Annotated in this window: 10 protein-coding genes; 9 read left to right on the forward strand and 1 reads right to left on the reverse strand. The window is 46.7% G+C overall.

What is annotated here, in order from left to right; genetic code table 11:
• Window positions 1–151 precede the first annotated feature (151 nt).
• The 5 genes from ACUN27_RS10090 (at window position 152) to ACUN27_RS10110 (ending at window position 11,440) form a co-directional block, all read left to right on the forward strand.
• Window positions 152–2,158, forward strand: coding sequence for an efflux RND transporter periplasmic adaptor subunit (locus tag ACUN27_RS10090; RefSeq protein WP_315951625.1), 2,007 nt, complete (start codon window positions 152–154; stop codon window positions 2,156–2,158).
• Entirely contained in the window at window positions 2,155–5,301 is a 3,147-nt protein-coding gene (locus ACUN27_RS10095; RefSeq protein ID WP_315951624.1) for an efflux RND transporter permease subunit, read from the forward strand. The genes ACUN27_RS10090 and ACUN27_RS10095 overlap by 4 nt, the downstream gene beginning before the upstream one ends.
• Window positions 5,302–5,356: 55 nt before the next feature.
• Window positions 5,357–8,173, forward strand: coding sequence for an RCC1 domain-containing protein (locus tag ACUN27_RS10100; RefSeq protein ID WP_445558821.1), 2,817 nt, complete (start codon window positions 5,357–5,359; stop codon window positions 8,171–8,173).
• 203 nt (window positions 8,174–8,376) lie between these two features.
• Complete coding sequence (locus ACUN27_RS10105; protein ID WP_379172419.1) at window positions 8,377–9,510, forward strand: S1C family serine protease; 1,134 nt, start codon at window positions 8,377–8,379, stop codon at window positions 9,508–9,510.
• Between the two features lie 16 nt (window positions 9,511–9,526).
• Window positions 9,527–11,440 carry a copper amine oxidase N-terminal domain-containing protein gene (locus tag ACUN27_RS10110; protein ID WP_326061828.1) on the forward strand — a complete coding sequence of 638 codons (1,914 nt, stop codon included), beginning with the start codon at window positions 9,527–9,529 and terminating at the stop codon, window positions 11,438–11,440.
• Window positions 11,441–11,498: 58 nt separating this feature from the next.
• Here the strand turns inward: ACUN27_RS10110 and ACUN27_RS10115 are convergent, their stop codons facing one another.
• Window positions 11,499–12,185 carry a hypothetical protein gene (locus ACUN27_RS10115; RefSeq protein WP_326061829.1) on the reverse strand — a complete coding sequence of 229 codons (687 nt, stop codon included), beginning with the start codon at window positions 12,183–12,185 and terminating at the stop codon, window positions 11,499–11,501.
• A 177-nt stretch (window positions 12,186–12,362) separates the two neighbouring features.
• Here ACUN27_RS10115 and ACUN27_RS10120 point away from each other — a divergent pair, with 177 nt between their 5' ends.
• The 4 genes from ACUN27_RS10120 to ACUN27_RS10135 all read left to right on the forward strand — a co-directional run bounded on the left by ACUN27_RS10120 (window position 12,363) and on the right by ACUN27_RS10135 (window position 18,468).
• The gene (locus ACUN27_RS10120) at window positions 12,363–12,902 is read left to right on the forward strand and encodes a GNAT family N-acetyltransferase (RefSeq protein ID WP_326061830.1); all 540 of its coding nucleotides are present in this window, start codon (window positions 12,363–12,365) and stop codon (window positions 12,900–12,902) included.
• Window positions 12,903–13,335: 433 nt separating this feature from the next.
• Complete coding sequence (locus tag ACUN27_RS10125) at window positions 13,336–16,485, forward strand: alpha-mannosidase (RefSeq protein WP_445558822.1); 3,150 nt, start codon at window positions 13,336–13,338, stop codon at window positions 16,483–16,485.
• Between the two features lie 209 nt (window positions 16,486–16,694).
• The gene (locus tag ACUN27_RS10130) at window positions 16,695–17,588 is read left to right on the forward strand and encodes a carbohydrate ABC transporter permease (RefSeq protein WP_315951615.1); all 894 of its coding nucleotides are present in this window, start codon (window positions 16,695–16,697) and stop codon (window positions 17,586–17,588) included.
• Between the two features lie 16 nt (window positions 17,589–17,604).
• Window positions 17,605–18,468: a carbohydrate ABC transporter permease gene (locus ACUN27_RS10135; protein ID WP_315951614.1), complete on the forward strand. Its 864-nt coding sequence runs from the start codon at window positions 17,605–17,607 to the stop codon at window positions 18,466–18,468.
• Window positions 18,469–18,510 lie beyond the last annotated feature (42 nt).

Below are 18,510 nucleotides of genomic sequence, written 5' to 3' on the forward strand. Positions count from 1 at the left end.
TTTTTCAGGCCTATTATCCTACGGGAATCGCGTGTTTTTCCTTGTTTTTACATATTCTTCACATTTTAATCACACTTCTATCATCAATGTCAAATATGGTGAAAGAGAGTATTTGCCCAAATGAAAAGAATCAGACGGAGGTTTCCATCCCATGAGGAAGTACAGTTCACTCAAGAGTACCACAATCATCGCAGTCGTTACCGCGATAACCGTCACCATAGCGGGTTGCAGCACGCCAGCAAGCACCGCTAAACCAGGGGCAAACGGACGAACGGGAACACGTCAGATGACCGTAGAAACACAAGTTGTTAAATTGTCAGACATCGGTGGCGGGCAAGTCTTTACAGGCTCGATCACGCCGGCTTTCACTACGAATCTTTCTTCCAAAGTGAATGGCCGCATTACTTCTCTTGATGTGAATATCGGGGATAAAGTGACGGTCGGACAGGCCTTAGCGCACATTGATACCACCACGCTTCAGCAATCTGTCGAGCAGAGCAAAAGCGACTATGCTTTGAGTCAGGTGCAGTACAACAAAGTGGTGAATGATCAGGCCAACAGTCTGGCTTTAGCTCAGAAAACGCTGGCCGTTCAGCAAGCCGCTTACGAGAAAACCATTAATGATCAGAAAAATGCTGTAGCGCTGGCGCAAACGCAATTAAATAATGCGATTACGACTCAGCAAAATTCGATTGAAACCGCAAAACAAGGGGTTTCTACTGCACAGGTAGGATTCAGTAAAGCACAAGCTGATGCCGCTACCGCAGTAACTGTCGCACAGACGAACTTGAATTCACAATTAGACAGCTTATTAACAACACAAAATAATAATATAGATACTTCTCAATTAAGCGTGCAGCAAGCTGTTGCTGCTTACAATGCAGCTCTTCAGTCCGGTAAGGACGTAGACAGTGCATTCGCTAAGCTGCAAACGACACAGCTTGCCCTGCAGCAGGCGCAGCAGGCGCAATATAAAGATACACAGTCGGCGCAGCAATCGTTGACGAGCTTACAAAATGCGCTGTTGACGGCACAAAGCTCGCAAGCGGTGCAAGTTGCGCAGGAGTCCTTAAATTCAGCGCTATTATCACTTGCTAATACACAAGCGACAGCTGCAGCTCAGCTTGATCTCAGCCGTACTCAGCTGGCACAAACACAATCGTCGCAGGATATTTCCAAAAACAGTGCGGAGGCTGCGCTCGAACAATCTAAACAGCAGCTGAAATCTGCCCAGTCTACGGATTCCTTGGAGGTAAGTGCTGCTCAGCTGCAACAAGCTCAAACTAGGTTGAGCATTTTAAGCGAACAGCTTCAAGATGGTGTATTGACGAGCCCCGTTGCAGGGATCGTAAGCGCGATTCTGGTTCCAGTAGGACAGAATGCAGGGCAATCTGCCGTCATGTCGATTTCTACGGTAGATCCATTGTTAGCAACCGTAAACGTATCTGAGGCATCTATTGGCAAAATCAAGTCCGGCTCACCTATGTCGGTTAAAATTCCTACGTTGAATAAAACGTTTGATGGAACCGTGTATACGATTCATCCAACCATGGATGCTACGTCCAAATCTTTCTTGGTCGACATCAAAATTAAAGATGATAACCATGAAGTATTGCCTGGGATGTTTGCGGAATCGTCACTCAAAAGCGAAGGTAAACAATCCATTGTTGTCCCTGCAGACGCCGTGCTCAGCCAACCAAGCGGTAATGCGGTATACATTGTGAAAGACGGGAAAGCGTCGAAGGTGCTTGTAAAAGTAGGCGTAATGACCAGTTCGTCCTTCGAAATTACTAGCGGGCTGAAAGTTGGAGATGAGCTTGTCGTTAAAGGACAAGAGCTGCTTTCCGATAACGTTCCGGTTCAGATTAATCAACCAGGACAAGAAAATGGAGCAGGCAAAGGCCAGGGGCAAGCCGGTCAAGGTCAAGGCAAAAGCGGAGCCCAAGGGCAAGGTGGTCAAGGCCAGGGACAAGGTCAAGGCCAAAATAGAACTGGCGGCCAAGGTGGTCAAGGCGGTCAAGGTCAAGGCCAAGGCCGAAGCGGGGGCCAAGGGCAAAACGGACAAGGTACCCCAGGTAAGGGAGCTGACCCATCAGGGGCTAAGCCAACCGGCAACGGCGCTGATGCAGCAGCTCCGAAAGCGGGGGCTGGACAGTGAAATTAGCTAATTTCTCCGTTCATCGTCCTGTCACCATCTTGATGATCATGATTTCACTCGTGATCGTAGGTTCGATCGCAATTCCGCTTCTCCCCGTGGATCTGTACCCGAACCTGGAAATTCCATCGGCAACGGTATCGGTTTCTTGGAGCGGCGCATCACCAGGACAGATCGAGCAACAAATTACGAAGCCGATTGAGAATGCGATGGCTACCGTCACAGGAGTCACGAGTATATCCTCCAGCTCTCGTACGGGATCAAGTAACGTTACCCTGCAATTTAATTACGGAACGAATATTGATCAGGCAACCCTGACCATGAGGGATAAATTGGATCGTGTCCGAAGGCAGCTTCCTACGGATGCGGATGCCCCCGTCGTTTCACGTGTTGATCCGAACAGTACGCCGATTATGACGTTAGCCTTGTATGGTAAAACAGATCTGGTCACACTGCGCGACATTGCTGACAATATTGTGAGTCCTGATGTTCAGCGATCCGATGGCGTTGCATCGGTTGGGGTTACCGGCGGACGTGTCAGACAAATACAAATTCTTGTCGAACCAAGTAGATTACAGCAATACAATATCTCTTTCAGTACGTTGGTTTCCGCTCTCGGTAATGATAACTCTTCCACTGACGCCGGACTTGTGAATAAAGGCAGTCAGCTGGTGCCTTTGCATATTGATGGAGAATTTAAGTCAACGGCTGATATCGGAAAAGTACAGGTTCAGCTAGGACGTGGACAAACGATCGCGCTAAGCGAACTTGGTACCATTATTGACACTTATCAAGATGTTACGCTTGAAGCGCGCAAAGACGGAGAAGTCAGCGTTTCCCTTTCTGTTCTTAAGCAATCGGATGGCAACACGGTTTCCGTGTCCACCAACATTCAGAACTCGCTTCAAGAGATTCAATCCAAGCTTCCGGAAGGCATGCATATCGCGGTATTGAATGATTCTGCCAAGTTTATTCGCGATTCCTTACGTACCGTTGTTGAGCATACGCTGCTTGGAGGCGTGTTCTCGGTCATCATCTTGTTGTTCTTCTTGCGAAGTGTAAGGGCGACACTCATTATCGGTGTCGTTATCCCGATTTCAATCATAAGCACATTCAGTATGATGTATTTCGGTCATCAGACGATTAACACCATCACGCTCGGAGGCTTGGCGCTTGGTCTTGGTTCACTCGTAGACTTCGCGGTCGTTGTCTTGGAAAGTATTTTCCGTAAACGCCATGAAGGCTTGTCTCCTGAGGAAGCCGCCAAAGTGGGAACAGCTGAGGTAGGCACAGCGGTTATGGCTTCAGCATTGGCCCAAATTGCGGTTTTTGCGCCGACGGCTTTCATTAGTGGCTTGGTTAAACAATTTTTCTGGCCGATGGCGCTGGTTGTTTGTTTCTCTCATATAGCCGCATGGTTTGCAGCTGTAACGCTGGTGCCAATGCTAGCTGCGAAAATTTTGCGTCGCAAAGTCGATGAAGAGCTGCCAACCGGTAGAAGCTTAAATCCTTTCGTTTGGTTCGGCAGAGCCATGGAGATGCTCACGAGGGTGTACGGAAGGCTGCTGCGGTGGTCGATGCTTCATCGTTGGGTGATTATCTCCATTACAGTTCTGTTATTCGCTGCGAGCGTGTACTCGGTTCGTTTTGTGGGTAGTGAATTAACGCCAAAAACAGATCAAGGGCAAGTGAATCTAAATATTAATCTGCCGCAAGGGACAGATTTCGCTGTGACGAATCAAGTAGCTACTACGCTGGAGACGAGATTGAAGGACGTGCCGGAAATTGATACCGTCTTTACCTCTGTCGGATCTGCCGGTGGCGGAGCCTTTCAATCAGCGTCAACGAATACGGGAAGCATTCAGATCCGATTAAAACCGCTCAGTGAAAGAAAGAAAACGACCGATCAAGTCGCTGAACAAATCCGGACGCTCACTACTGGCTTTGCAGGTGCACAAATTGGTGTAAGTGTTCCATCAGGGGTACGTCTGCCAGGGCTTGGCGGTGGGGGTAACTTTGGCGGCGGTGACATTCAAGTTGATTTATCCGGACCGGATTTAGCCGTCTTGCAAAAGCTGGGTGACCTCGTCGCACAGGAAATCACTTCCGTAGATGGTACGCGCAATGTGCAAAATACGTTAGATCGTTCAATCCCACAGTTTAATTTAACTATCGATCGTGATGCAGCGGCGCATTACGGCGTTTCGTTAAGAGACGTGATGACCGCATTGCGTACAGCTTATCAAGGAAGTGTGGCTACACAGTTTAAAACCGCTAGCTCGCAAATTTCCGTTCTAGTGAAATATCCGAATGAATTCACGAATAAGTTGGAGAATTTCAACAATGTGACGATCAATACGGCAAGCGGTACGATTGTCCCTGTTAGTCTCATTGCCAAAGTTGAACCAGGTACAGGACCTGCCCAAATTCGCAGACAAGATCAGAACCGTGTGGCGTCGGTGCAAGCTTCCGTATTTGGCGCTTCTGTCGGAGAGGTATCGGCGCTCGTCAAAGCGAAAATTGATGCGATTCAACCACCTGACGGTTACCAAGTTAAAATGGGCGGCCAGCAGACAAGTCAGAATGATTCTTTTAAAAGCTTATACTTAGTTCTTATTCTATCCGTTGCTTTGGTGTACATGGTTATGGCTAGCCAATTTGAATCGTTATATGGTCCATTTATCATCATGTTCTCCTTACCGCCAACGTTTATTGGCGGCATACTGGGACTTCTCGTCACACATCGAACGATTAATATGAACTCTATCATTGGAATGATCATGCTAATAGGGATTGTCGTTAATAATGCCATCGTATTAATCGATTATACAAACCAATTGCGTGCCAAAGGGATGCCGCTGTTCGATGCTTTAATTGAAGCGGGTAAAGTGCGGTTGCGGCCGATTCTAATGACTACGGCGACAACTGTTCTTGCGATGCTGCCCCTTGTTATCGGCTTCGGGGAAGGCGCGGAGACACAAGCTTCCATGGCAACCGTTGTAGCTTTTGGTTTGACTTTATCCACTTTAGTCACACTTGTATTGGTTCCTGTTGTTTACACATTGCTGGATGGTTGGAAAAATGGCATTACAAAAAGATTTAAACGCAAACCAACCATTACCCAGGAGCCAGGGACGATTGCTTAGTGATAGAGATCTACGAAGATAGCTTTCTTGATGGAAAGCTTTAAGGAGAAGGAACATGAAAACAGTGAAACGTAACGTTACTTTCTGGCTGCTAGGTTTTCTGCTTTTTAGTTCCTTTACAGCTTTCTCGGTATTTCCCGGGAAAGTTTTTGGGGAAACTAACAGCCCTAGTGCCGCCACAGCAGACATAAACTCTGCCTCGATTCAGCAAATTCGGGGCGGGAAAGGTTTTACGGTAGTTTTGAAGAAAGACGGCACCGTTTGGACATGGGGAAATAACCTTCGCGGTAAGTTGGGGGGAGGACTGAGCAATCGTAATCAAGCGACACCAATCAGCGGATTATCGGGTATCACGGCAATTGCGGTTGGTTCGGCTCACTCCTTGGCACTCAAATCCGATGGTACCGTGTGGTCTTGGGGGGAGAACACATTTGGCCAGTTAGGCGACGGATCTACGATCGATCGGTCTGCACCTGTCCAGGTGGCTAATCTCACTCATGTTACAGCAATTTCCGCCGGTAATTTCCACTCGGTTGCCATCAAGGACGATGGTACTGCTTGGAGCTGGGGAGATAATACGTACGGTCAACTCGGAGACGGTACGAATACAACCCAAAATAAACCCGTTCAAGTCATCGGCAACATCGCATCCGTTAAAGCAATAGCGAGCGGTGCTTACCATACTTTAGCGCTTGATCAAGACGGCGTTGTATGGGCTTGGGGCGATAATTTCTTTGGCGAGCTTGGTTATGGCTTTGATCAGAACCGTTTGAGTACGCCGATTATGGCTACAAGCGCCAACTGGCATATTACTCAGATAGCTGCCGGATTCGACTACTCATTAGCTCTTAAAGATGACGGTACCGTGTTAACTTGGGGACTGATCGATTCGGACCCAAGCACGATGTATAGCGCTATTACGACGAATACGCAGGATGCGCATAAGTTCCCCGTACTTATTACCGGGTTGGATCATGTGACTCAAATCATGGCTGGAAGTTCGCATGCAGTGGCATTAAAAGATGATGGCAGCGTTTATACGTGGGGGAATAACACCTCTGGTCAATTAGGCGTAGGAACCGGATTTGATGGGAAAACATGGAGTCAGTCGTTTCCCAACCATGTCAATGATCTGCCCGAGACAGCCAGCTTAGGGGTAGGCTCCAATGACACTTTTGCGATCGATAAAGAGGGTAAGCTTTGGGCATGGGGGAACAACAGTTACAGCCAACTTGGCGACAATACCCTGAACAACCAAGTCGCTCCGGTTCAAACAAAAGTGAACGAATGGTTGAGTCCTCCCGTGCTTAAGCCCGGCGAAGGAACGGTTATCATAAAAGCACCTAAAAATCAGCCCCTTACGGCGAGCGAAAGTAACACATTTATTATCAAAAATAATCAACTGTACGGTTGGGGCAGTAATACGTTCGGTCAATTGGGAGACGGAACGCATACCTCCGCCATTGCTCCGAAAGCCTTGAGTTTGGATGGGATTGCTGCCATTGAAGGCGGTGATACGCACATGGTTGTCGTTAAGCAGGACGAGACCCTATGGACATGGGGGCAAAATTTCTTCGGTCAATTGGGCGATGGAACAACGACGCCAAGCACGGTGCCAGTTCAAGTAAGAGGCTTGAATGGTGTGGTAGCCGCGACGGCAGGAAGTAATCATACTTTGGCCTTGCTTAATAATGGTTCGGTTTGGAGTTTTGGCGACAATACCTATGGGCAATTAGGCCATGATACAACGGCAGCGTCGAATCAAATTATCCAACTATCCAACATTGTTGCTATCGCTTCAGGCGCCAATTTTAACTTAGCCCTTGAAAATACCGGTAAAATATGGGCATGGGGAGATAACACGAGTGGACAGCTAGGAGATGGGACGCTTGCCAGTAGGCAGCAGCCTGCACAGATTTATGATCTAGCTGGTGTTATTGCGATATCGGCCGGCAAGAACTTTGCGCTTGCTCTAAAGGATGACGGCACCGTCTGGGCTTGGGGCTACAATGCCTTCGGGCAGTTAGGCAACGGAACAATCGTTAATCAATCAAAGCCAGTTCAAGTGACGACATTGCCTTCCATGAAGTCCATACATGCAGGCTCTTATCACAGTCTAGCGATTGCAAATGACGGGAGTGTTTGGGCTTGGGGCCAAAATCTTTTTGGACAAATCGGCGATGGTACGAAGTCCAATCAGAATAAACCGGTACAAATCAAGGAGATTGCCAAAGCCGATGACGCTGCAGCAGGCGGGACTCATAGCGTAGTGAAAGGAACGGATGGCACCATTTGGACATGGGGCGGCAATTACACAGGCCAACTGGGCAGCAATTCCTTAGCCAATCGCAATCAGCCGGCGGTTGTTACTGGGCTAAACGCTTCGTTTAATGACCTGGAAGGTCACTGGGCGAAGGAAAACATCCTTCAAGCAGCGGAAAAAGGTATTGTAAATGGCTATAGCGACGGCAGTTTTCTTCCTGATCGTGTCATTACAAGAGGTGAATTTCTGAAGCTTGCCGTTACGGCTATGCATCTGCCTATTGCTTCAGAAAGTACAGGCGGAGCCTGGTATCAACCTTACGTCGACGCTGTACAAAAGGCGGGCATTCTGCAAGCGGGGGATCTGCAGCAAGGCTGGGATCTTCCGATTACCCGTCAGGAGATTGCAACAGTTGCCCTTCGTGTGATCACTCCGGATTTGCAAAAAGTAAATACCGTCATGGATCCGAGCTTTGTGATGAGCGAAGCTGTGAGCAAAGGAATTATACAAGGTTTAAGCGACGGAAGTTTGGCGCCGAATGAGGCAACGACACGAGCGCAAGCGGTTGTCGTCGTCGAGCGTGTCGGAAACATTTTGCAAGGCAAGTAATCCTAGACAGATAGCTAGATAGGAACATATAAAAAGGTACAGCTGGAACACGCAGAGTGAATCTTACTCTGGTGATCCAGCTGTATTTTTTTCATGCTGCACCAGAAAAATGGATAGAAAGATTTTCCACCTATCCTACTTTCCATATTTATGTATAATAGAAAGGGAACTATTTTCCATAAACTAGTTAAGGAGAGATTTATTTGAAAGTGCACACTCGCTATGTAATATACACTTTACTAGCACTCACGCTTTTGGGAGGAAATGGCCAAGTATTCGCAGCTCAACCCACCAGTGTTTCGCATTGGCAAACGAAGGAGCTGGACGGTGAGGTCTATGTGAAGGCATCCGACGTTGTCAAAACGCTTGGGGGAAGTGGAGATTACCGGGCTGAAGCGAATGATTTTAGCTATACTTCTACATCTCGTATAACGGAGGTAGTCAAGAAGGTATCTCCATCCATAGTCGGAATTATTGGCAAGCCGATGAGTGGGAGTCAAGCGTCGTCGGACAACCGTTTTAATTTGGCCCATGGCACCGGAATTATTGTTCAATCCGATGGGCTCATAGTAACCAATGCGCATGTAGTCGAAGACATGAAGCAGATTATCGTTGTAACCTCAGACGGTAAGCAATATGCGGGGAAAACGATTCATTTGGATGAAGAAAGCGATTTGGCGGTCGTTCAAATTGACGCCAAAGACCTGCCGGCAGCCACATTTGCCAAAAGCAGCACTGTTGAGGTCGGTGAACTTGTTGTTGCGATCGGTACGCCGATTACTTTTGCACTTCGCAACTCTGTAACCTATGGCGTGATTAGCGGGACAGACCGCTCTCTGCACTCAACGTATCGTTTGCTCCAAACTGATGCGGCTATTAATCCAGGCAATAGCGGTGGCGCATTAGTTAATTTGCAGGGTGAGGTTATCGGTATTAATTCGTTGAAGTTATCTGCGGCAGGTATCGATGGACTTGGATTCGCTATACCCTCAGACACCGTTCAATATATTTTGAATCAGTTTTTAAAATATGGCAAAGTCAAACGTCCTGCCCTTGGTCTGGAAGTAGAGGAGAGCTGGGCGGCTGTTGTCGGCCTTCCTACGGATGAGCCGCTTAAGGTTTCGCGCGTAGATCCAAATACGTCCGCTTCCGCTGCCGGCATTAAAGAAGGCGATGTCCTGTACTCTGTTAATAATTCCAATGTGAAAACACTGGTTGATCTAAATGAATTATTGAAACAATACTTACCCGGAGACAAGGTTACTTTGACCCTGCAGTCTAACGGAGACATTATCCAGAAAGATATTACTTTGCTGGATGCTACCCAAACCCAATAAACTCGGAAGGTGACAAATGATTAAATTACGCACTACATACCTGATTTTACTAGCATTTATACTCATAATGATTCAACCGCTCAGCGCTTTTGCGGATACAGAAACGAAAGATAAAGATCAATCGGTGCAGATTCAATTGAAGCTTGGTGAAGATCATATTACTATTAACGATCAATCCATTACCGTTGAAACCCCTTATGCGAACAATGGCGTGACGCTTGTTCCTCTGAGAGTCATTACATCGGCGTTCGGTGCAGCGTTAAGCTGGGCATCTGAAACACAGACGGTAGGACTCACCTATAATGGCACATCCATCTCGTTACAAATCGGCAGCACGACAGCCACAGTCAACGGGAAAGAAGAACAGATTGAAGTTGCGCCCGAGCTGAAAAATGGTACGACCATGGTACCTCTCCGCTTCATTTCGGAAAAGTTCGGAGCCAGCGTGAAGTTTGATGAAGCAACTTCAACGATTGCGATCTCGAGCACACGTGCAGCTGGCACGGATGCAGGAGGCATTGATTCAGATCTAGGAAAGACGCATATCGGCAACAGCTATTATGGCTGGTCGATGAAATATCCGACAGGTTTGGTGAAGAGTTATCAGAGCTTTAAGGAAGACTATGTTTCATTCAATGATGCAAATGGAGAGTACCACATTAACATTTCGGTGAAGTCCGATATGACCGAGAATATGTCGGAGGATGCTCTGCTGGACTTGCTGGTGGATCAAACGGATGGTGAACCGCTGCTAGAGAAAAAGTATGTTTCAAGCGGTGCACATCCATACGCGCTCCTTAAATCCAAGGATGATGGTGAACTCTTTGAGTATCGCGCTTATCAAAGCGGCGACAAAGTATATATCCTTATTTTCACGATTGTAAAGGAAGAAACGGATAAAGTTATAACGAAACATAATGCTTATCAGGATCTTTTAAACAGCTTTCAAATGTCATTCGATACAAGTGTTAAAACCTTGAAAGATCTATCGACAGTCAAAGATGGATTACGTATGTACACGGATGAAACGTACGGGATTTCCATCAAGATTCCAGCCGAATGGTCGAAATCCGGAAGCAACAGCGAAATGATTCAGTTCATTGATCCTAAGAAAAAAAGAAGTATTGGCTATAGAGTGACTTCCAAGTCGGACAGCGATACGCTGCAAAAATGGTCTGATCGTACTGCTCAAAATTATACGCAGTTGTACGCTTCAGCATATAGCAAATCGGAAGCTGCACGGAGTATCGTCGTTAATGGGAATCAGGCACTTGTGAGCCGAACGTCGAACACATTTGACAATCGCATCTGGGATTCGACGGAGAACGTGTATCTCATCAAAGGAAATTATAAATATTATATTGTGATTGATTTCAGTAATAAGGATGATCTTTCCGATAGCTTCATTCAATCCACGTTGCAATCGATTAAAATCGGTAAACCTTCCAGTTCGATCGGGACGATTAAAGACAGTTCGGAAAACTTGGATCGTTCGAAAACGAGTGTAGTGAAGAATAAGAATTATAACTATACAATTTCAATTCCTGATTACTGGAAGCTGAATGCAGCTAAAAGTAAAAATGGCATACTGGAATACACGTTTGGGATGGGGCATTTTCTTTTTCTAGCTGCTGATTCGGAGTTAGCTGGTTTAACCACCCAAGAAATTGTAAAGCAGTTTAAGGAAAATGCTCTCGTTCAGTACGGTGGCACTGATGTCAAAGAGACCGTCAACCGAACGGAAACCGTTGACGGTGTTCAAGCGGTGTGGATAGAATGGGAGGTAAAGGATCTTGTAACGACAATGAGCCTCCTTCAAAAGGACGGCAATTATTATCTGTTCACGGCCGTTTATCCGAAGGCAATCCAAACGGAGTTCTTGCAAAAACAATTGTTGGATACAATCAAATCATTCCAAACAACAAAATAAAGCACAAAAAAGCCGGAGGCCATCTCCGGCTTTTCTTGTGCATCTTTTATACAGACAATTAAATATCGTCCGTCAAAACAAGCGTATCCCCGTTAACTGTTCCTTTCAGCTTCAGCAAGGAAAGATTAACGTAGACCGTACCGTCATAGGTAAAAGATCCCGTTCCTTTGGAATATTGACTCTTGGTGGCAAATAAGCCGACAAGCTGACCATTATAGCTAAGCTGCAGCATGGGTTCTCCCCAGCTAATCGTGTAGAAGCTGCTTAAGGTCGCAAGAGAGACATAACGCGCTCCGTCCACTTGGATAAGGCCAAATTCTCCCGTGCTTTTTTGGGACTTTTCATCCTCTAAACTGAGAATCACCGTTTTAATTGCTTGGTAGCCGCTGCTTAGGTCGCCGGGCACTTGCGGATCAGGTGTTGCGGACGGGGAAGGCGTCGGAGATGGCGTCGGAGATGGCGTTGGCGTTGGGAGGGAAGGCTGAACCTCTTTTTTCTTAAGCGAAATGCCGAGGTCGGCATCGAAAGAAACATCGTATCCGGTTGCTTCACCAAGAGCACGTACCGGCAAATAAGAAGTACCGTCCACAACGATAGCCGGAGTTGCCAATGTTTTGCCTTCAATTTGGAAGGGGAAAGCCCCCTGAATCGTTTTTCCTATTAAACTAGTAACTTCTTCTGCATGCGTAGAAAGTGTCGTAGCCAAGAGGAATCCGGCGATACCGCCGATGATATACTTTTTCAAATGATGCACCGCCTATTGGGTAGATTGTCTATGATTAATAATACGCTATGTTGATTTTGTGCTGCAACTGTATGGCCTTTTGAAATTTACATAAAGTAAATGCAGAATTTATATAATCCCCGAACTCCTTTTATATACTTAAATTGTTTGAATATAGGGACTAGGTGGTAGAACAAAATGATCAGAAAACGCAACTTGCAAGAATGCCATTCTCTGTATAATTTAATAAATGATCCTGAGGTTTTTCCTTATGTTCGTTATAAATGCCAGTCGTATGAAGAATATTTATTCGTCACCAAGCAGTTAATTGTGGAAGAAGAGCAACAGACGTGTATTTCCAGAACGATTCTTAATGAGCTCGGACATCCCATTGGTACAATTGATTTATATAACATTGAGAGTAAAGCGGGCTTTTTGGCGACATGGATTGGAGCTCCTTATTTCGGCCAAGGTTATAATCAACGGGCGAAGGAATCCTTTTTTACGGAGCTCTTCCTTGAACATAGGATTGAAACGGTATTTTTGAAAGTCAGGAAACAAAATATTCGCTCAAAAAAAGCCGTTGAAAAACTGCCGTATGCCAAGTTAGCCAATGATTTAAACCCGCATGTCTACGCGTCTATCAATCCTTATGAACAAATCTATGATTTGTATCAAGTGGAGCGGTCGGACTTTTTAGAAGCTAGTGAAGGTATGCAGCATGAGGTTGCTACATAACAGCAAATTTCAAAAGGTTTAGCGAGAGTTTTGCTAATAAGAGAACTGGAGTCCTCTATAATGGAAAAAATGGGTCTGTATCCTCTCTGAGGGGAACTACTGGCTCTTATTTGGCCTTCATGAGCCGCAGTTCGCGTCGAATTGGTAAAATAGCGGACTGTAGTTCCCCTCTACCTCTGAAACTGTGCGTTTCCCCAGAAATAGAGGACGCCAGTTCCCCCAAGGAAGAATCTTAGCCGGATTCCTGCTAGTTTCCAAGTTGAATCCACAGTTAGCGGCTATTCTTACAGAAAATGATTTTACCCCCTACGAATCATGAGATTACCTATCACCCAATCGCCTAAAAAAGCGTTAAAATAGACATATCCGTCCCATAGGGATATAGACTTATATAAAACGGTGACACGATCACAGGTTTGAAGGGAGTATGTCAATGTTTTGGACTGTTGAGAAATTGCATGCACGCATCCATGAACTGGAACCATTTCGCTACCGTGATGCGAGAGTTATCGATACTTTTCGAATGAAACACGATGCCGAAGGAGCAATTGGAGCTTACCCGACAGAAGACGGCGAGTGGGGGACTATTCAAATTGGAGATCGCTGGAAAGGGCGCGATGTCTACTACTGGTTAGCTGCAGACCCTGTTATCCCGGCCGAGTGGAAAGGAAAAAAGGTCATCGGCCGATTTAACTTAGGCCAAACGGGTGGAGGAACGAACAGCGGGTTTGAATCGCTGCTTTTTTTGAACGGGGAGCCGTATCAGGGCGTGGATTCGAATCATGAGGAAGTATTTTTCTCGGAAGAACTGATTGGTTCCACGATCCAGCTTCGCTTCCGTTTGTGGTCCGGGCTAGGCGGCTATCAAAGCCACCTTGAAATGGAGAGCAAGCTGGAGATGGCAGCATTGTGCTGGATGGATGAAGCATGCGACGATCTGTTCTACACAGCCAAAGCTTTGTTGGAAACGATTCGCATCCTGGATGAAAATCGTCCGGAACGGCACCAGCTGCTGTCTATGCTGGATCAAGCTTTTCTGCTGCTCGATTGGTCAAGGCCAGGCAGCGAGGCTTTTTACAGTTCAGTAGCGAGCGCGCAGGAGCAGCTTCAAAATGCGTTGTCAGCGGTGCCCAAACTGCACTCGGTTGTGGTTCAATGCATCGGGCATACGCATATCGATGTCGCATGGCTCTGGCGTTTGAAACATACGAGGGAAAAAGCCGCGAGATCTTTTTCAACGGTGCTGCGATTAATGGAGCAGTACCCGGAGTACATTTTCTTGCAAACACAGCCGCAACTGTATGAATACATCAAGTCGGATTATCCGGAAATTTATGAACGCATCAAGGAACGTGTACAGGAAGGGCGCTGGGAAGCAGGCGGTGCGATGTGGCTGGAGGCGGATTGCAACTTGGCTTCCGGGGAGTCGCTTGTACGGCAGCTTCTGTATGGCACCCAATTCTTCCGTGACGAATTTGGTGTTGCCTGCAAATATTTGTGGTTGCCTGATGTATTTGGATACAGCTGGGCGCTGCCGCAGATTTTGCGAAAGGCCGGTATTGAATCTTTCATGACGACGAAAATCAGTTGGAATCAATACAATCGGATGCCTCATGACACTTTTATGTGGAGGGGGATTGATGGCACAGAAATTTTGACTCATTTCATTACTACGCCTGATCCTGGCTCCAGCGAAGGAGCCTTCTACTATACGTACAACGGAAAAGTAACGCCGTCCTCGGTACAAGGGATTTGGGACGCTTACCGTGATAAGTCGCTCAATTCGTCTTTACTGCTGGCTTATGGATACGGCGATGGCGGGGGCGGCGTAAACCGGGAAATGCTGGAGATGAGGCGCAGATTAGATCAAATACCTGGTATTCCCGAGGTGAAGACGGGACGCGCGGACACTTATTTCAACGAGCTGCAGCAACAAGTGTCGAATTCAAAATCCTATGTGCACACATGGGACGGCGAATTGTATTTGGAGCTGCATCGCGGCACCTATACAAGCCAAGCATATAACAAGCTTATGAATCGAAAGCTGGAGCTCTTGTATAGAGAAACGGAATGGATGCAGGTCATGAGCAGCATATTAAATGCCACCGCACATGTAGGGACTAGTGAAAGCTCGCTCCTTTTATATGAAGGTTGGAAGATTATTTTACGCAATCAGTTCCATGACATCATCCCGGGTTCGTCGATTCGCGAGGTCTACGAAGACAGCAGGATTGAATACAGTGAAGCGCGTGCCATTGGCGAGAAGGTGTGGAATCAATCCGTTTCCTATCTAACAGACGGCAAGCAGGGGCGTGAAGTGGTGGTGTTCAACAGTTCGCCATGGGAGCAAACGGATATCGTATGCTTGCCCCAAGGAGAGTCTGCAGAAGACTGGTTGGATGCTCATCAACGTCCGCTTGAAGTGCAGAGGGCGGATGGGAAGATGTGGGTTAAGGTGGAGAACATTCCATCGATGGGTTACACGGTGATTCGTCAGGCCGATAGAGCGGACACGTATATGCAAAAAGTGAAAGAGAATCCATTCCAAAAGCTGGATCAGGGATTAATCACTCCTTTTTACGAAATTGAATGGGATGATCAGGGTCAGATTGAACGACTCTATGATCGCATAGAGAAGCGGGAAATTATTGCTGAGGGTCAGCGAGGCAACCGATTTGAGGTGTTTGAAGACAAGCCGAAAGGTCGGCACGAGGCGTGGGATATTGACATTTTTTATACTGAGAAAAAACAGGAAGTAACTTGTGTGACTCGGTTGGAAGTGACGGATACCGGAGCTTTGGCTGCTATCGTTCGATTCGAATGGTCCTACATGGATTCAACCGTTGTACAAGATATGGTGCTCTACGCGCATAGCCGCAGAATAGATTTCAAAACGCATGTTAATTGGAATGAGCAGCGAAAATTGTTGAAGGTAGCATTTCCTGTGCGCATCCGGGCGACGGAAGCGACCTATGACATTCAATTCGGCAATGTAAAGCGGCCTACGCATTGGAATACAAGCTGGGACTACGCACGGTTCGAGACGGTTGGCCATCAGTGGGCTGATTTGTCCGAACGGGGATATGGCGTCAGCCTCTTGAATGATTGCAAATACGGCTATGATATCAAAGATCATGTCATGAGACTCACGCTGATCAAGTCCGCGAAGGTTCCTGACCCTACGGCCGACATTGGTGAGCATCACTTTACGTATTCACTGCTTCCGCATGCCGGCGATTGGTATGAAGGTAAAACGATGCAATCCGCATGGTCGCTTAACAATCCATTGACATCTGCCTCCGGTGCGCCTGATCAAGCCTCGTTCAGCCTGTTCCAGCTTTCCTGCGATCATGTCATGATTGATGCAGTCAAACGAGCTGAGGACCAAAACGGAGTCATTCTTCGTGTACACGAGTTCGCAGGAATTAGCGGACAAGTGGACATAACGAGCGATGCACGGATAGCGTCTTGGCAGGAATGTAATCTGCTCGAACGCCTGGAAGGCGAGCAGCAGCATGACGCTCGAATAAGCGTTCAAATGAAGCCTTATGAGATCAAGACCTTTATAATCCATTTTAATTAGCTTTCATGTAAACGAGGCCGCGAATTTTTCGCGGTCTATTTGCGTTTGCCGTGCATCCACTGCGTATCTGCTGAGCGATTCCCAATTCCCTCCCCTTAAGAGGAAGACAGTTGATTTGTCGCACGGACATAGTTGGATTACCACTCCCGCCTTTCTGCGCGGTTGTAATATGCTTAATCTACTAATTAAGTCTAAGGAGTAGATCACATATGCGCAAAAGGAACTCCCTTTTCAATTCCTATGTTTTTATTTTTCCAAGTCTTTTTTTAACTTTGGCGTTAGGCATCTATCCGCTGATATGGGCGTTTCGCTATATGTTTTACGATTATCAGGGATATGGAGAAGAGAAATTTATCGGTATCGATAATTTTACAAGATTGCTGCGCGATACGGAATATTGGCATTCGGTATATAACACTATGATCTATGCGGGTGGCAAGCTGATTATCGTGCTGCCGCTTTCGCTGATCCTTGCCGTTATTTTAAATCGGGGGATCAAAGGGAAGGTACTCTTGCGTGCCGTGTATTTTATGCCGACGATTATAAGCACATCCGTCATGGCGATCGTATTTTTCACCATTTTTAATTCGTATAACGGACTGCTCAATCAATTTTTGCTAAAATATGGCCTGATCTCCAAAGCGATTGATTGGCTGGGCCCGGATTATGCCATGATCACGGTTATTATTATGGCCATATGGGGGGCGATCGGTAACTATATGCTCCTTTTCATTGCCGGATTGCAAGGGATTCCAGATGATTTATACGAAAGTGCTTCCATCGATGGAGCAAATGTGGTTCAAAAGTTTTGGTACATTACCATTCCGATGCTCGGACCTGTCTTGCAGATGATCGTTATGCTTGCCATTATCAACTCCTTGAAAGGGTATGAAAGCATTATGGTCATGACCGAGGGAGGACCTTTCGGCAAAACCGATGTCATGTATCTATATGTGTACAAGCTATTTTTCCCAGTCTCGGCTGTTTCTCCGACCGTCCAACAAATTGGCTACGGCAGCGCCGCCGGTTTCGTAACAGCCCTGATCGTCGGGTTGATTACCATTGTTTATTTCGCGATGTCCAAACGATTGAATCAGGATTAACATGGGAGGGTATACAATGACTACTAGCACGAAATCTGGCGGTTACCTCGGCGGCCGCATTATCTGGCACAGTATCAAATGGATTTTTTTGATCGCAGTTGCTTTTTTCACGATATTCCCTATTATTATGGCGATGTTGGGCTCTGTAAAAACGAATGCTGAATTGACGACCGGTGCCACCTTATTGCCGACCGTCTGGAAGTTCTCCAACTATGCTACAGCCTGGAAACAGGCCAATTTCGCTCAGTTTACGTGGAATAGCCTTTTTATCAGCGTAATTGTGACGATTGGCACGCTGCTCGTTGCAACCATGTCCGCTTATGCCGTGGATAGAACGAGGTTCCCAGGCAAAAAGCTGTACGTAGCTCTGCAAGCGAGCACGATGTTTATCTCCATTGGCGCCGTCGTCTTGATGCCGCAGTTCAATCTCATGGTTAAACTTGGTTTAAACAAATCCCTTTGGGGCGTCATTATCATTCTGATCAGTTCCCATGCGGTGATTTACTTCATGTTGATCGGCTTCTTTAAGGCCATTCCGAAGGATTTGGATGAAGCGGCTTACATCGACGGCTGCAATTTCTTTACCGTGTATTGGCGAATTATTCTCCCGCTCTTGAGCCCTGCACTAGGCGTTACTGCCTTGTTCACGTTCCGCGGCGCTTGGAATGAATATATCTTGCCGTTGGTCTTCACGATGACGAATCCGAAACTGCAAACACTGACGGTTGGGCTTGCTAATTTACGCTACGGCATTGGCGCCGCAGCCGAGGCACATCTGATGATGGCTGGTGCCTGTTTATCTTTCCTACCTATTTTGGTCGTATATATATTGGCAAATAAGTCATTTATTCAGGTGACAGCAGGAAGTGTAAAAGGATAAGGGTTACAGGAACATACAAAAGAGTTATTTTCCCCCACCTGG

It is taken from the genome of Paenibacillus sp. WC2504, assembly GCF_052682475.1.

Coding starts and splice junctions, on each gene's coding strand:
- ACUN27_RS10090 (WP_315951625.1), top strand. CDS start 152: ATGAGGAAGTACAGTTCACTCAAGAGTACCACAATCATCGCAGTCGTT.
- ACUN27_RS10100 (WP_445558821.1), top strand. CDS start 5,357: ATGAAAACAGTGAAACGTAACGTTACTTTCTGGCTGCTAGGTTTTCTG.
- ACUN27_RS10110 (WP_326061828.1), top strand. CDS start 9,527: ATGATTAAATTACGCACTACATACCTGATTTTACTAGCATTTATACTC.
- ACUN27_RS10120 (WP_326061830.1), top strand. CDS start 12,363: ATGATCAGAAAACGCAACTTGCAAGAATGCCATTCTCTGTATAATTTA.
- ACUN27_RS10125 (WP_445558822.1), top strand. CDS start 13,336: ATGTTTTGGACTGTTGAGAAATTGCATGCACGCATCCATGAACTGGAA.
- ACUN27_RS10130 (WP_315951615.1), top strand. CDS start 16,695: ATGCGCAAAAGGAACTCCCTTTTCAATTCCTATGTTTTTATTTTTCCA.
- ACUN27_RS10135 (WP_315951614.1), top strand. CDS start 17,605: ATGACTACTAGCACGAAATCTGGCGGTTACCTCGGCGGCCGCATTATC.